14 protein-coding genes and 2 pseudogenes (1 of these 16 only partly in view) are annotated in these 13,728 nt (G+C 55.4%); all 16 read left to right on the forward strand.

Features of this window, described 5'->3' with window-relative positions; translation table 11 throughout:
* Positions 1-6 precede the first annotated feature (6 nt).
* Positions 7-1,626, forward strand: a complete 1,620-nt coding sequence (gene nadB, locus MJA45_RS01050) for an L-aspartate oxidase (protein WP_315605472.1) — start codon at positions 7-9, stop codon at positions 1,624-1,626.
* Positions 1,619-2,488, forward strand: coding sequence for a carboxylating nicotinate-nucleotide diphosphorylase (gene nadC, locus MJA45_RS01055; protein ID WP_315605473.1), 870 nt, complete (start codon positions 1,619-1,621; stop codon positions 2,486-2,488). Before nadB ends, nadC begins: the two co-directional genes overlap by 8 nt.
* A complete protein-coding gene (locus tag MJA45_RS01060; RefSeq protein ID WP_315605474.1) occupies positions 2,485-3,249 on the forward strand; it encodes a type III pantothenate kinase in 765 nt (254 codons plus the stop codon). The genes nadC and MJA45_RS01060 overlap by 4 nt, the downstream gene beginning before the upstream one ends.
* Positions 3,250-3,286: 37 nt before the next feature.
* On the forward strand, positions 3,287-4,165 hold the full coding sequence (hslO, locus tag MJA45_RS01065) for an Hsp33 family molecular chaperone HslO (RefSeq protein WP_315605475.1): 879 nt from the start codon (positions 3,287-3,289) through the stop codon (positions 4,163-4,165).
* Positions 4,166-4,192: 27 nt separating this feature from the next.
* Positions 4,193-5,134 carry a peptidylprolyl isomerase gene (locus tag MJA45_RS01070; protein WP_315605476.1) on the forward strand — a complete coding sequence of 314 codons (942 nt, stop codon included), beginning with the start codon at positions 4,193-4,195 and terminating at the stop codon, positions 5,132-5,134.
* Between the two features lie 88 nt (positions 5,135-5,222).
* Positions 5,223-6,161, forward strand: a complete 939-nt coding sequence (gene cysK, locus MJA45_RS01075) for a cysteine synthase A (protein WP_315605477.1) — start codon at positions 5,223-5,225, stop codon at positions 6,159-6,161.
* 125 nt (positions 6,162-6,286) lie between these two features.
* A complete protein-coding gene (locus tag MJA45_RS01080) occupies positions 6,287-7,870 on the forward strand; it encodes an anthranilate synthase component I family protein (RefSeq protein WP_407083096.1) in 1,584 nt (527 codons plus the stop codon).
* 13 nt (positions 7,871-7,883) lie between these two features.
* Positions 7,884-8,462: an aminodeoxychorismate/anthranilate synthase component II gene (gene pabA, locus MJA45_RS01085; protein ID WP_315605478.1), complete on the forward strand. Its 579-nt coding sequence runs from the start codon at positions 7,884-7,886 to the stop codon at positions 8,460-8,462.
* A 1-nt stretch (position 8,463) separates the two neighbouring features.
* Positions 8,464-9,345 carry an aminotransferase class IV gene (locus MJA45_RS01090; RefSeq protein WP_315605479.1) on the forward strand — a complete coding sequence of 294 codons (882 nt, stop codon included), beginning with the start codon at positions 8,464-8,466 and terminating at the stop codon, positions 9,343-9,345.
* Entirely contained in the window at positions 9,342-10,196 is an 855-nt protein-coding gene (gene folP / locus MJA45_RS01095; protein WP_315605480.1) for a dihydropteroate synthase, read from the forward strand. Before MJA45_RS01090 ends, folP begins: the two co-directional genes overlap by 4 nt.
* Positions 10,196-10,552, forward strand: a pseudogene (gene folB, locus MJA45_RS01100) (dihydroneopterin aldolase); the annotation flags it as partial. The gene folP and the pseudogene folB, both read left to right, overlap by 1 nt.
* A gap of 21 nt (positions 10,553-10,573) precedes the next feature.
* A pseudogene (folK, locus tag MJA45_RS01105) lies at positions 10,574-11,074 on the forward strand (2-amino-4-hydroxy-6-hydroxymethyldihydropteridine diphosphokinase); the annotation flags it as partial.
* Complete coding sequence (locus MJA45_RS01110) at positions 11,026-11,241, forward strand: helix-turn-helix domain-containing protein (protein WP_315605481.1); 216 nt, start codon at positions 11,026-11,028, stop codon at positions 11,239-11,241. The pseudogene folK and the gene MJA45_RS01110, both read left to right, overlap by 49 nt.
* Before the next feature lie 5 nt (positions 11,242-11,246).
* Positions 11,247-12,263, forward strand: coding sequence for a tRNA dihydrouridine synthase DusB (gene dusB, locus MJA45_RS01115; RefSeq protein WP_315605482.1), 1,017 nt, complete (start codon positions 11,247-11,249; stop codon positions 12,261-12,263).
* 276 nt (positions 12,264-12,539) lie between these two features.
* On the forward strand, positions 12,540-13,016 hold the full coding sequence (gene greA / locus MJA45_RS01120) for a transcription elongation factor GreA (protein ID WP_315605483.1): 477 nt from the start codon (positions 12,540-12,542) through the stop codon (positions 13,014-13,016).
* 146 nt (positions 13,017-13,162) lie between these two features.
* A protein-coding gene (gene lysS / locus MJA45_RS01125; protein WP_315605484.1) for a lysine--tRNA ligase crosses the window boundary here: on the forward strand, positions 13,163-13,728 show its beginning. The gene runs 922 nt beyond the window's last position; 566 of the gene's 1,488 nt are visible here — the first part of the coding sequence; the start codon lies at positions 13,163-13,165; its stop codon lies beyond the right edge, outside the window.

Here is a 13,728-nt window from a genome sequence, read left to right on the forward strand (position 1 = left end):
GAAGCCATGATTCCCCGTTATTTAACCGATGCTGAGCTAACCCGTGTTCCGCGGCATGTCTGTGATGTGATGGTCATCGGCGCAGGTATCGCCGGATTGTTTACGGCCATCAAAGCGGCGGAAACCCGCAAGGTTTTGATGATCACGAAGAAATCGTTGACCGAAAGCAACACACGCTACGCCCAAGGGGGAATCGCCGCGGTGATTTCCGAGGAGGATTCCCCGGCTTATCACCGGCAGGACACCTTGCTCGCGGGGGCAGGCTTATGCTCGCCCGAAGCCGTTGACGTGCTCGTTCACGAGGGACCGGAAGGTGTGCAGGATCTCATCCGCATGGGGACCCAGTTTGACCGGGAGAACGGGGAATTCGCCCTTACCCGCGAAGGGGCGCACAGCCAGCGCCGGATCCTGCATGCCCAAGGAGATGCAACCGGGGCGGAAATCGTCCGGGCGCTCTCGGAGAAAGTGCTGCAGCATCCGAACATTGAAGTATGGGACGATCATTTTGTGATCGATTTGGTTACGCAGGCCGGGGAGTGTACGGGGGCTTTGGTGCAGAAGCCGGACGGACGGCGCCTGTTCTGCCGTGCGGAAGCCACCATCCTCTGCTCCGGCGGAGCGGGTCAGCTCTACCGGTACACGACCAATCCGGAAATCGCGACGGCGGATGGAATCGCCATGGCCTATCGAGCAGGGGCGGATATCCGGGACATGGAATTCATGCAGTTTCATCCGACGGCGCTCTGTTATGCGAATGCTCCCCGGTTTCTCATCTCGGAAGCCGTTCGCGGAGAAGGCGCTGTGCTGCGCAACATCAACGGGGAACGCTTTATGGAGAGGTACGACCCGCAGCTTGAGCTGGCCCCTCGGGACATTGTAGCCCGCGCTATTGTCAGCGAGATGGAGAAAACCCACTCAACCTTTGTATACATAGACATTACGCACGAATCCCCCGAGATGGTCAAGCGTCGGTTTCCTACTATTTATGAATACTGCTTAACCTACGGGTTGGATTTAACGACCGACTGGATTCCCGTTGCTCCGGCTGCTCACTATATGATGGGAGGTGTAAAGACCGATCTTCATGGAGAGACATCGATTAGACGGCTTTTTGCCTGCGGCGAAGTTTCGTCCACCGGCGTTCACGGAGCGAACCGGCTGGCGAGCAATTCTCTGTCGGAGGCCATTGTGTTCGGACGCCGGATCATCGAGCGGATAGCGGCTCTTCCTACATTGGAGGAAGGGGAGCCGGACCGTGTTTCTTCTGCCGCCCAGACTTCCACAACCCCGGCTACTCAAATCCAAGAGAAGCGGCTCAAGCTTCAGAAGATTATGGTGCGGTACGCCGGAGTGAAGCGCTCGGAAACCGCCCTCCGAAAAGGGCAGGAGGAGCTTCTAAAGGAAGAAGGCCTCTTCAGCTGTTCCCTTACGGAGAAGGAAGAGTTTGAGCTGGCTAACCTGCTGACATGCGGATTGATGACGATGGAAGCCGCGATAAGACGCAAAGAAAGCCGCGGCGGCCATTACAGGGAGGATTTCCCGGAGAGGGACGATTTGCTATGGAAGAAGCACATCGTGTTCAACCGGAACAAAGGAACGACAGAGGAGTCGATTGACGATGTATGAATTGAACCTTAGGCTGGTGCGCAAGCAGATCCGGGAATGGCTGGAGGAAGACATCGGCACCGGAGATGTCACCACCTTGACGACCATTCCGGCGGACAGCCGCTCCCATGCGTTGATCCATGTGAAGGAGGACGGCATCCTGGCGGGGCTTCCGGTGGCTGAGGCTGTTTTCGCCGAGGTGGATCCCGGCTTGACGTTCACTCCCCAGCTGGCCGAAGGCAGCTCCGTTAGCAAGGGTACCGTGCTGGCTGTAGTCGAGGGAAGAACGCGCAGCATTCTGCTCGGCGAAAGGCTGGCGCTTAACCTAATGCAGCGCCTATCCGGCATTGCCACGCGCACGCGCCAGTTTGTCGATGCCTTGGAGGGGCTGCCCGTCCGTCTGGTGGATACGCGTAAAACCACGCCCGGCCACCGGATGCTGGAGAAATACGCGGTCCGGGTGGGAGGAGGAAGCAACCACCGCTTCGGCCTCTATGACGCGGTCATGATCAAGGACAACCATATCAAGGGGGCCGGCGGGATTACCCAGGCGGTTCAGGCGGCTCGTACCCACATTCCCCATACGATGAAGATCGAAGTGGAAGTGGAGACGTTCGAGCAGCTGGATGAGGCACTAGAAGCGGGCGCGGACATTCTTATGCTGGACAACATGAAGACCGCCGATATGGCGAAAGCCGTGAAAGGGATCCGAAACCACAGCCCTCATGTGGTCATCGAGGCATCCGGAACCGTCCGGTTGGAAACGATAAAAGAAATCGCCTTAACCGGTGTCGATGTCATTTCCGTCGGTCGGCTGACCTATTCGGTGAATGCCTTGGATATCAGCCTGGACCTTAACGGAAGGAAGGAGCAGTACCTGTGATTTTAGTCGTGGACGTGGGCAATACCAACATTGTCCTGGGCATTTATAAGAAAGAATCCCTTCTGCATCACTGGAGATTGAGCACCAACCGTTCCGCAACGGTAGATGAGTATGGAATCATGGTTCACAATCTTTTTCATCATGCGGGAATCAAAGTGGAGGATATAGAGGGAGTGATCATTTCCTCGGTGGTTCCTCCTTTAATGTTTGTATTGGAGAACCTGTGTGTAAAATATATAAAGAAAACACCTATGATCGTAGGGCCCGGGATCAAAACCGGCCTCAATATCCGGTATGAGAATCCGAGGGAAGTAGGAGCCGACCGCATCGTCAATGCGGTGGCGGGAATCGAAATCTACGGTCCTCCGCTTATTATTGTGGATTTCGGTACGGCGACGACCTTCGATTATATTGACGAGCAGGGCCAATACATCGGGGGCAACATTGCTCCGGGTATCGGCATTTCCACGGAGGCCCTGTACCAGTGGGCGGCCAAGCTGCCGAGAATTGAGCTGGTCAAGCCTAAGAGCACGGTTGGACGCAATACCGTCAGCTCCATGCAGGCCGGTATCATTTTTGGCTTTGCGGGGCAGGTGGACGGCATTGTCGAGAGAATCCGCGAAGAATTCGGCACATCGCCCAAGGTGATCGCCACCGGAGGGTTGGCCGAACTGATTTCTTCCGAATCGCGGTCGATTGAAACCGTCAATCCCCTTCTGACCTTGGAAGGACTAAGGATTATTTACGAGCGGAACGTATAAAAGAAGAATACAGAATTGGAAAAGGAGGCAGAGGCCCATGAAAGATCACCTAATCCGAGCCACCGCCCTGGGCGGCAAGGTGCGTGCCTTCGCGGTACAAACGACAGAGCTGGTCAACGAGCTGAGCCGCAGACATGGGACCATGCCGACCGCTACCGCCGCGCTCGGGAGAACCCTGACAGCAGGGGCGATGATGGGGGCCATGCTGAAAGGCGAGGAGAAGCTCACCATTCAGGTAAAGGGAGACGGACCGATCGGCCAGATCGTGGTGGATGCCAACGCCCACGGCGAGGTTCGGGGTTATGTCACCAATCCTTCCGTGGACCTTCCCCTGAACCCGATCGGCAAATTGGACGTAGCCGGCGCGGTAGGACGGGATGGGTTCCTCTATGTAACGAAAGACCTCGGCCTAAAGGAGCCTTACCGGGGGGGAACCCCGATTGTTTCCGGGGAGTTGGGGGAAGATTTCACTTATTATTTTGCCAAGTCGGAACAGACGCCTTCAGCGGTAGCTCTTGGGGTGCTCGTGAATACGGATTATACCGTAAAAGCGGCCGGCGGCTTTATTCTTCAGCTGCTGCCGGGGCTTTCCGAAGAGGAAATCGAGGAAATGGAGAAGAAGCTGAGTGCGCTGCCTCCCATCACGACGCTTTTGGAGCAAGGTGCAACCTTGGAGCAGATTCTTACGTCTATTACAGAGGACGTTGACGTGAAGGACAGCCTGGACATTGTTTTCCGGTGCAAATGCTCCCGCGAACGGGTGGAACAAACCCTGATGAGCCTTGGACGCGAGGAGCTGACGGCCATTCTCGAAGAAGACAAGAAGGCCGAGGTTACCTGCCATTTCTGCAATGAAGTCTATACGTTCACAGAGAAAGAAATCGAGGAGATCCGAGACCGGATCGAGATTCAATAAAAGCAAGTTCGGCAAGAGGAGACGGGGATGAGAAACGTTAAGCTGTTGTGGGGAATAATACTGGTGCTGGCGGCGGCCATTCTCGTTCTAACCAGGATGGCCATGTTCGATAAAGCAAACCCACGACCGGCATCGCCGGTGGCGGAAGAGAAAGCGGTGGCTTCCATCGGCGGGGTGCAGATAAGTTCCGACCGCTTAACGGACGCCCTGTACAAAAAATACGGTACGGAAATGCTGGATCAGATTCTGGACCGCGAAGCCGTTCGGCTGGAAGCGGAGCAGAAAGGGATTCACGCCGGAGATGAGGAGATCGACCAAGAGCTGACCAAGATGCAGCAGGGCTATGACAGCGAGGAGCAGTTCTATCAATCCATGAAGGATCAGGTAGGGCTGACGAAGGAAGAGCTGAGAGAAGATGTTCACTACAAGCTGCTTCTGGAGAAAATAGCGACCGCCTCGATCGTCATTACGGAAGGGGAAGTTCAAGCTTACATAAAGTCGCATGCGGAGGAATTCAAGAATATCATCCAGTTCCGCATCCAGCAAATCATTAGCGATACCTTGGAGCAGGCCAACAAAACCTATGAACTCGCGCAGAAGGAAGACTTCGGCCAGCTTGCCCGGCAGCGGTCGCTCGATACGAATACGGCAAACGAAGGCGGCGACTTGGGCTGGGTGGAGGACAACGATCCCTTTATTCCGGCTCCTATCATGAAAGCGGTGGAAATGATGAAGGTGGGGGACATCAGCCGTCCGATTAAGGTTGATAGAGGCTATGCGGTCATCCGGCTCAAGGATCGGAAGGAGCAGTCCAAGGGAACCCCGGCACAGATTGCGGAATCGGTGCGTAAACAGCTGGCCCTGCAGCAGGCTCCCCCTCTCAAGGACATAGTCAAAAGCTTGCGCGACAAGTACAACGCTATTATTTTGGACTCGACGCTCGCTTCCCACCCCTCCTCATCAAAATAAGGTTGACAACATTTAGGCGGGTTGATACTATGAAAGTAGTTAATACCGACTATTTTTGTCGGAAATAAATCGGGGAGGTTACATTACCATGGCAAGATTGGTACAGAACGTAACAGAATTGATCGGATCTACCCCTTTGGTACGGCTCAACCGTGTGGTTCCGGAAGACAGCGCCGAAATTTATGTGAAGCTGGAATACCAGAACCCGGGCTCCAGCGTTAAGGACCGGATCGCCATCAGCATGGTAGAAGTGGCCGAGCAGGAAGGCAAGCTTAAGCCGGGTGCAACCATTATCGAGCCTACCAGCGGAAATACCGGCATCGGTCTTGCCATGGTGGCAGCGGCGAAGGGCTACAAAGCCATTCTCGTTATGCCGGAGACGATGAGTATGGAACGCCGCAACCTGCTGCGTGCTTACGGTGCGGATCTGGTGCTGACGCCGGGAGCCGAAGGAATGAAAGGAGCCATCCGCCGGGCTGAGGAGCTTCTTCAGGAGAATCCGGATTACTTCATGCCTCAGCAGTTCAAGAATACCGCCAACGTCAAAATCCACCGCGAAACGACCGGCCCGGAAATTGTGGAAGCCATCAAAGGCCATGACGGCAAGCTGGACGCGTTCATCGCAGGGATCGGGACCGGCGGTACGATCAGCGGAGCGGGTGAAGTGCTGAAAGAAAACTTCCCGGGCATCCGAATTTATGCCGTGGAGCCTTCCGCGTCCCCCGTCCTAGCCGGAGGAAAGCCGGGCCCCCACAAAATCCAGGGCATCGGAGCCGGGTTCGTTCCGGATATTTTGAACACGAACATTTACGATGAAATCATTCCCGTGGAGAACGAAGAAGCCTTCGAAACGGCACGCCGTGTAGCCAAAGAAGAAGGCATTCTCGGCGGCATCTCGTCCGGCGCAGCCATTTTCGCCGCCTTGAAGGTAGCCAAGCAGCTGGGCAAAGGCAAGCGTGTCGTCGCCATTCTGCCTAGTAACGGGGAGCGTTACCTGAGTACGCCTCTTTATCAGTTTGAAGACTAATGGTTGTTCCGAAGGCCCCTCAGCTTGAGGGGTTTTCTTTTTTATCTGCCGGACTTCTTAACTTTCTCCCCGTTTTCGGCTGATTTTAGGTATACTAGTCCTAATCGCCTAGAGGAGGAACGGCCTTGACGTTATTATCGCTGGAGAAGTGGAGGCAGTGGTGCGGAAGCTATACAATGCTGCCCTATGTAGAGACCCATCCGATTAAGGAAACCGAGACGCGGCCCGCCGATTGGAAAGCGTTATGGGAAGGGGACGGTACGGAAGCCTTCGTCCTGGAGAGCGGCAAAGCCGGCCGGTACACTTTCTTCGGCCGTAACCCCGTCTCCGTTATGGAGGGAAAAGGAGAGAGCGCGGTGGTGAACGGACCCTCCGACCCTCGCTATAAGGTGACCGGCCGACCGCTGGAGCTCATCAAGCAGTGGATGGAGCCTTACCGCTCCCCCGCGCTTCCGGGGCTTCCCAAATTCATAGGGGGCTGCGTAGGCATGATCGGGTACGACGTCGCCCGGTCCCTGGAGAAGCTGCCGGTTCTGGCGGCGGACGATTTGGGGCTCCCCGATTATGTGATGCTTCGTTTTGAGGAGCTGTGGATCATCGACCAGGAGGAGCACCGGCTCTATTGCGCGGTCCATATGCCGGTGGAGATTGGCGGACCGGACGGGGAACAGAAGCTGCTGGAGGAGCTGTATGGGGAAGCAGCGGAGCGGGCCGCGCAGATGAAAGCCTTCTGGGACGAGCAGATGAGCGGTCCCGCGGCGGAAGCCGGAGAGGAGCGGGCCGTCCGGCGGCGGGAGTTCCTGCGTACGGAGGGACACACCCGGAACGCCTGGAACGGGGAATCCCCGGAGTCGGTCGAGCGGGCTTTCGGTCGGGAGGAGTTTATGGAGGCAGTCCGTCGGATCCAGCGCTATATCAGCGACGGGGATGTGTTTCAGGTTAACCTCTCCGTCCGTCAGAGCAAAGCACTCGAGGCTCCGGCTGAGGAGATTTACGAATGGCTGCGCCTCCTGAATCCCTCTCCCTACATGGGCATGCTCCGCCTACGCGGCTTTGACCTCGTGAGCGGATCGCCGGAGCTTCTCGTCCAGCTCGAGGGTTCCGTCGTCCGGGCCCGTCCCATTGCCGGAACCCGGCCGCGCGGCAGGACCTCGGAGGAAGACCGCAGCTTGGCGGACGAGCTCATTCACCATGAGAAGGAACGGGCCGAGCACATCATGCTTGTGGATCTCGAACGAAACGACATCGGCAAGATCTCCAAGTACGGTTCGGTTAAAGTGAGCGAGCTGATGGCGATCGAATATTACTCTCATGTGATGCACATTGTTTCGGAGGTGCGCGGGGAGATCTCCGACGGGCGGGATGCCTTTGATGTGATCGCCGCGGCCTTTCCGGGCGGGACCATAACCGGGGCCCCCAAAGTACGGACGATGGAGATCATCGAGGAGCTGGAGCCGGTCCGGCGCGGCCCTTATACCGGCTCTATCGGCTGGATTGACTATAACGGCAATATGGAATTAAATATAGTTATACGTACCCTTGTGGCCAAAGACGGGATCGGCTATGTCCAGGCAGGAGCGGGCATCGTCATCGATTCCATTCCCCATAAAGAATACGACGAATCCCTGAGCAAGGCGAAGGCGCTGTGGAAAGCCATCCAATGCAGCGAAAGCTTTCTGGCGGCCCTTCCTGCAGGAAGTCAAGGATAAGGAGCGGATCCGGATGATTCTGGTTATCGATAATTTTGATTCTTTTACCTATAATCTCGTGCAGTACCTCGGTGAAATCGGGGAAGAGATCGTGGTCCGGCGCAATAACGAGATCGACCTGGAGGGCATTGCCGCCCTCAAGCCCGATCATATTCTCATTTCTCCGGGGCCGTGTACCCCGAACGAAGCCGGGATCAGCCTTAGCTTGATCGACCGGTTCAAAGGCGAAATTCCTATTTTCGGTGTTTGCCTCGGCCATCAGTCCATTGGACAAGCCTTTGGGGGAGACGTCATCCGGGCTGAGAAGCTCATGCACGGCAAAACGTCCCCGATCCACCATGACGGGCGGACCATTTTCAGCGGCCTGGACAATCCGTTCACCGCTACCCGTTACCACTCCTTGATCGTGAAGCGCGAAACCCTTCCGGATTGTCTGGAGATCAGCGCGTGGACGGAAGAAGGAGAAATCATGGGCTTGAGGCACAAGGAATATGCCATCGAAGGCGTCCAGTTCCATCCGGAATCGATCATCACCGACAACGGTATGCAGATTTTGCGGAATTTCCTCGGACGCCGGGCTGCTGGAGTGTAGCATGATTATTTCCCTTAACGGCGAACTGGTCCCTCAGGAGAAGGCTCTCGTATCCGCCTATGATCATGGGTTTTTGTACGGGATGGGGTTGTTTGAGACCTTCCGTACCTATGCGGGGCGGCCTTTCCTGCTGGAGCGTCATCTTACCCGGCTCGCGGAGGGCTGCAGGGAGCTAGGCATCGAATACGTCCCTTCGGCGGAACGGATCGGCTCCCTTATCAACCGGCTGCTGGAGGCCAACGGCCTCTGGGATGCCTATTTCCGGCTCACGATTACGGCGGGAGAAGACCTGCTGGGCCTTCCCTCCGGTCCGTACCGGAATCCCACGGAAATCGGCTATATCAAAGAGCTGCCCCCTGTCTCTAAAGAAATAGAAGAAACGGGCAAAGCTCTGCAGAAGCTGCAGTTAAGGCGGAATTCGCCCGAAGGGGAGATTCGCCATAAATCCCTGCATTACATGAATAACATTATGGCCAAAAGGGAAATGGTTCAGTATCCGTGGTCGGTTGGAGCGGAGGGCCTATTCTTCACGGCAGAAGGCTTTGCGGCGGAAGGCATCGTCAGCAACGTTTTTTTTATTTTCGGGGATATCCTTGCGACGCCGCCATTGTCGACCGGACTATTACCCGGGATAACCCGGGCTTTGGTGATGGAGCTGGCACGTTTAACCGATAGAAAAGTTGTCGAAGATTGTTACACGTGGAACGACATTCTTCGCGCGGATGAAATTTTTCTTACCAATTCCATTCAGGAAATCGTGCCGGTCACCCGTCTTTATGATACGGATGGGCAGGACTGGATTGTAGGGAAGGGAGCAGCTGGTCCCGTTACCCGGCAGCTGATGCGGGAATACCGCCGTCTTACGGAAGGAGGCAGAGCATGAATACATCGGTACGCCGAATCCCTTGCGGTTCTTTAACCCTCGAGCTGGGGGCCAGAACCCAGATTATGGGTATTTTAAATATAACCCCGGATTCGTTCTCCGATGGAGGACGGTATACGGCGGTAGAGGATGCCGTCCGTCAGGCCAAGCTTATGGTAAATGAGGGTGCGGACATTCTGGACATTGGTGGAGAGTCCACTAGGCCGGGGGCGGAGCCAGTCAGTGCAGAGGAAGAACTGAACCGCGTCATTCCGGTGCTCGAGGCTCTTAAGGAAGCTTCCCTCTCCGTCCCAATCTCGATCGATACGTACAAAGCGGAGGTAGCGCGTAAAGCTCTTGAAGCCGGTGCCCATATTATCAACGATGTATGGGGGTTCAAGAGGGACCCGGCCATGGCCCGAACCGCCGCTGAATACGATTGTCCCGTCATTCTGATGCATAACCGCACGGATACCACCTACTCCAATTTTTTGGAGGATGTGGCGGCCGACCTGAAAGAAAGCATCCGGCTCGCCCGGGAGGCCGGGGTGAAGGAAGAACGGATTATTCTGGATCCGGGGATAGGGTTTGCCAAAAGCTACGAGCAGAACCTGTATCTTATGAATAGCCTCCATACGGTCCGCGACCTGGGCTACCCCGTCCTTCTCGCCACCTCCCGCAAAAGATCCATCCAGCGAACGCTTGATCTACCTGCGGACGAGGTGGTCGAGGGGACCATCGCCACCGTCGTGCTTGGTATTGCCCAGGGCTGTGAGATCGTCCGGGTTCACGATGTGCGGCCCAATAAGAAGGCGGCCGTCATGGCCGATGCCATCGTCCGCTCCCATTCCACTTGCGAGGTGAGGCCTTAATGGATAAAATAACGCTAACCCGCATGGAGTTCTTCGGCTACCATGGGGTGTTTGCCGAGGAGAACAAGCTGGGCCAGCGGTTTTATATCGACGCCGACTTGTTCATGTCTCTGGCCGAAGCCGGAGAAAGCGATGATCTGGAGCATACCATTAACTATGCCGAGGTTTATTATGCCATAGAGGAGATCGTGGAGAAGGAGACCTTCAAGCTGCTTGAAGCGCTGGCGGCACGCATTGCGGATACTCTTCTGACGAAATTCCCCCGGATCGAGGAGATTACCGTCCGGGTCATCAAGCCTCACCCTCCGTTCAAGATTTTCTTCGAAGGGGTAACGGTGGAGATCCACCGCAAACGAACCTTCACCGCTTACATCGGACTCGGCTCGAACATGGGAAACCGGGAACAATACCTTCAGGAAGGAATCCGTCTGCTGAACCGCACGCCGGACGTTCGGATTACCCGCAAGTCTTCCGTTTACGAAACGGACCCATTCGGGTTTACGGACCAGGATCCTTTTCTCAATATGGCGGTGGAGGTTCAGACCGGGCTTTCTGCCCTGGAGCTGCTCCACCGGATGCTGGAGATCGAGCTGAAGCTCGGACGCAAACGGGAAGTCCGGTGGGGACCGCGTACACTGGACTTGGACCTGTTGTCGTACAACCGGCAGATCTGGACCTCTCCGGAGCTGATTCTTCCTCATCCGGGCGTGAAGGAACGGGCCTTCGTTCTCATTCCCCTTCAGGAGATCGCACCGGACGATGCCATCCCCGGTATCCCTTCACTCGCACAGCATGGGCTTTCGCTCCAAGGAAAGGAAGGCGTACGGAAATGGACCACTACCAGCTCGCCCAACGAATCCGGGCTTTCCGGAAGCTGAAGGGCTATACCCAGACTGAACTGGCCGAGGAAATCGGCGTATCTATAGCTATCATAGGAGCCATCGAACGGGGAACGCGCAAGGCGGACCCCCGCCTAATCCGGCGGATTGCCGAGGCTCTTGGTGTGGAGGAAGAAGAAATGACCTCCGCACCCGAAAGGAGATAATCAACATGCTGAAAATACGTGACGTCGTCGCTAACAATAGAGTGGTGCTCGCCCCGATGGCGGGGGTATGCAACCCGGCCTTCCGGCTCATTGCCAAAGAATTCGGCACCGGACTCGTCTGTGCCGAAATGGTGAGCGACAAGGCCATCGTCCACGGCAACTCCCGTACATTGGAGATGCTGTATGTCGATGAGAGGGAGAAGCCGCTCAGCCTTCAGATATTCGGAGGGGACACCGAGACGCTGGTGGAAGCGGCCAAGGTCGTGGATACCCAGACCAATGCCGACATTATCGACATCAACATGGGCTGCCCGGTTCCCAAAATTACCAAAAGCGAAGCCGGTGCCCGCTGGCTGCTTGACCCTTCTAAGATCGAGAAGATGATCTCCACCGTGGTGAAAGCCGTCTCCAAGCCGGTTACTGTCAAAATGCGGATGGGCTGGGATGACGAGCACATTTACGCGGTACAGAATGCGAAGGCTGTGGAGAACGGGGGAGGGTCCGCCGTTTCGGTTCATGGCCGTACCCGTGTCCAGATGTATACCGGCACCGCCAATTGGGACATCATCCGGGAAGTGAAGGAGAACGTTTCAATTCCGGTCATCGGCAACGGAGACGTTCATACCCCGGAGGATGCCAAGCGGCTGCTTGATCTGACGGGAGCGGACGGAGTCATGATCGGCCGTGCCGCACTCGGGAATCCGTGGATGCTGTACCGGACCGTTCAATACTTGAACAACGGAGAGCTGGCCCCGGAACCGACAGCATCCGAGAAAATCCGCATCGCGATTCTCCATATGGACCGCCTGATCAACCTGAAAGGGGAGCATGTGGCGGTGAAAGAAATGCGCAAGCACATGGCCTGGTATTTGAAAGGTCTGCGCGGGTCGGCGAGTGTAAAGGATTCCATTATGGAGATGACGCGGCGCGACGATATGGTGAACGCGCTGGAGGAATTTGTCGCTCGTTTGGAGGACCAGCCGACCGCTCCGAGCGGCGAAGAAACGGCCTCCGTTCATTAAGACGGCTTCGTTTTTGGGGGTTCTGCCTGACATTGACATTTAGAACCCCTTGCAATATAATCAGTCAATAAACCGGACAGGTTGACGCTTGCAGTCATCTTGCCGGTACCCGGTAATATACTATTTTTAAGCTACCGTTAAGGGCTATCGCCCGGTTAACGGCATCAAATACGGTGAGATTCATACGGACGTCTAACTCGTTCAACCGCTTCGGTAACGGAACGGGAGAACACTGAGGTATGGAAAATCTTTCACATGACGGGAGATCTGTAAGGGATGAGTGAAAAAGAAGTACTTCTCACGCAGGAAGGCCTGAAGAAGCTCGAAGAAGAGCTGGAGACACTTAAATCCGTCAAACGCCGCGAAGTCGCCGAAAGAATCAAAGTAGCCATCGGATATGGCGACATCAGTGAGAATTCCGAGTATGAAGACGCCAAGAATGAACAGGCTTTCATTGAAGGCCGGATCATTACTTTGGAGAAGATGCTTCGCAACGCCCGGATTATTAACAACGAAGAAGTCGATATCAATACGGTTAGTGTCGGCTCTATCGTAACCCTGAAGGATTTGGAATACGGAGATACGGTGGAGTATTCCATCGTGGGAACAGCGGAATCGGACCCTTTTCAGAACAAAATTTCAAACGAAAGCCCCGTTGGCAAGGCCATCCTGGGCAAGAAAAAAGGCTCGACCGTTGAAGTCAACGTACCCGCGGGTATCATCCAATACCAAATCATCGATATCAAAAAGTAACGATCGGCTCTTAAGTGAATTTAATCCGCTGCGGAAAAGCTTCCTTAGGGGAGCTTTTTGTAATAACGGACATTACTAATGGAGGGTTAAACGCCTGGCTCCCGCAGGGAGGCGAAGCCGTTTATCCTTGTGAAGGAGATTAGGTCATGAGTCAAGAATTGGAACTGAACGAACTATTGGTGGTGCGCAGAGAGAAGCTGGACGAGCTTCGCGGCTTGGGAATCGACCCGTTTGGCCAGAAGTTTGAGCGAACGCACACGGCGAAGCAGATTCTCGAGGCCCACGGGGACCAGACAAAAGAAGAACTGGAAGGGCTGGCGGTTGAAGTCAGTCTGGCCGGCCGGATTATGCAGAAGAGAGGCATGGGCAAGGCTTCTTTTGTTCATATTCAGGACGTCACCGGCAAAATCCAGATTTACGTCCGCAAAGATACGGTGGAGGAGAAGCAGTACCAGGCTTTTGAGATTCTGGATATTGGAGATATTATCGGTGTCCGGGGAACCGTGTTCAAAACCCAAACGGGAGAAACCTCCGTTAAAGCCAAGGAAGTTCTCGTGCTGTCCAAATCCCTGTACCCTCTTCCGGATAAGTTCCACGGCTTGAAGGACGTCGAGATGCGCTACCGTCAACGGTACGTCGATCTCATCACGAACGAAGAAGTGAAGGAAACGTTTATTTTGCGTTCCCGGATTATTCAGTCCATGCGCCGTTA

This window comes from Paenibacillus aurantius (assembly GCF_032268605.1).
Lineage (GTDB): Bacteria > Bacillota > Bacilli > Paenibacillales > NBRC-103111 > Paenibacillus_AO > Paenibacillus_AO aurantius.

Bases quoted from the DNA above. Each gene is read 5' to 3' on its own strand.
- nadB (WP_315605472.1), top strand. From the start codon at position 7: ATGATTCCCCGTTATTTAACCGATGCTGAGCTAACCCGTGTTCCGCGG.
- nadC (WP_315605473.1), top strand. From the start codon at position 1,619: ATGTATGAATTGAACCTTAGGCTGGTGCGCAAGCAGATCCGGGAATGG.
- hslO (WP_315605475.1), top strand. From the start codon at position 3,287: ATGAAAGATCACCTAATCCGAGCCACCGCCCTGGGCGGCAAGGTGCGT.
- MJA45_RS01070 (WP_315605476.1), top strand. From the start codon at position 4,193: ATGAGAAACGTTAAGCTGTTGTGGGGAATAATACTGGTGCTGGCGGCG.
- cysK (WP_315605477.1), top strand. From the start codon at position 5,223: ATGGCAAGATTGGTACAGAACGTAACAGAATTGATCGGATCTACCCCT.
- pabA (WP_315605478.1), top strand. From the start codon at position 7,884: ATGATTCTGGTTATCGATAATTTTGATTCTTTTACCTATAATCTCGTG.
- MJA45_RS01090 (WP_315605479.1), top strand. From the start codon at position 8,464: ATGATTATTTCCCTTAACGGCGAACTGGTCCCTCAGGAGAAGGCTCTC.
- folP (WP_315605480.1), top strand. From the start codon at position 9,342: ATGAATACATCGGTACGCCGAATCCCTTGCGGTTCTTTAACCCTCGAG.
- MJA45_RS01110 (WP_315605481.1), top strand. From the start codon at position 11,026: ATGGACCACTACCAGCTCGCCCAACGAATCCGGGCTTTCCGGAAGCTG.
- dusB (WP_315605482.1), top strand. From the start codon at position 11,247: ATGCTGAAAATACGTGACGTCGTCGCTAACAATAGAGTGGTGCTCGCC.
- greA (WP_315605483.1), top strand. From the start codon at position 12,540: ATGAGTGAAAAAGAAGTACTTCTCACGCAGGAAGGCCTGAAGAAGCTC.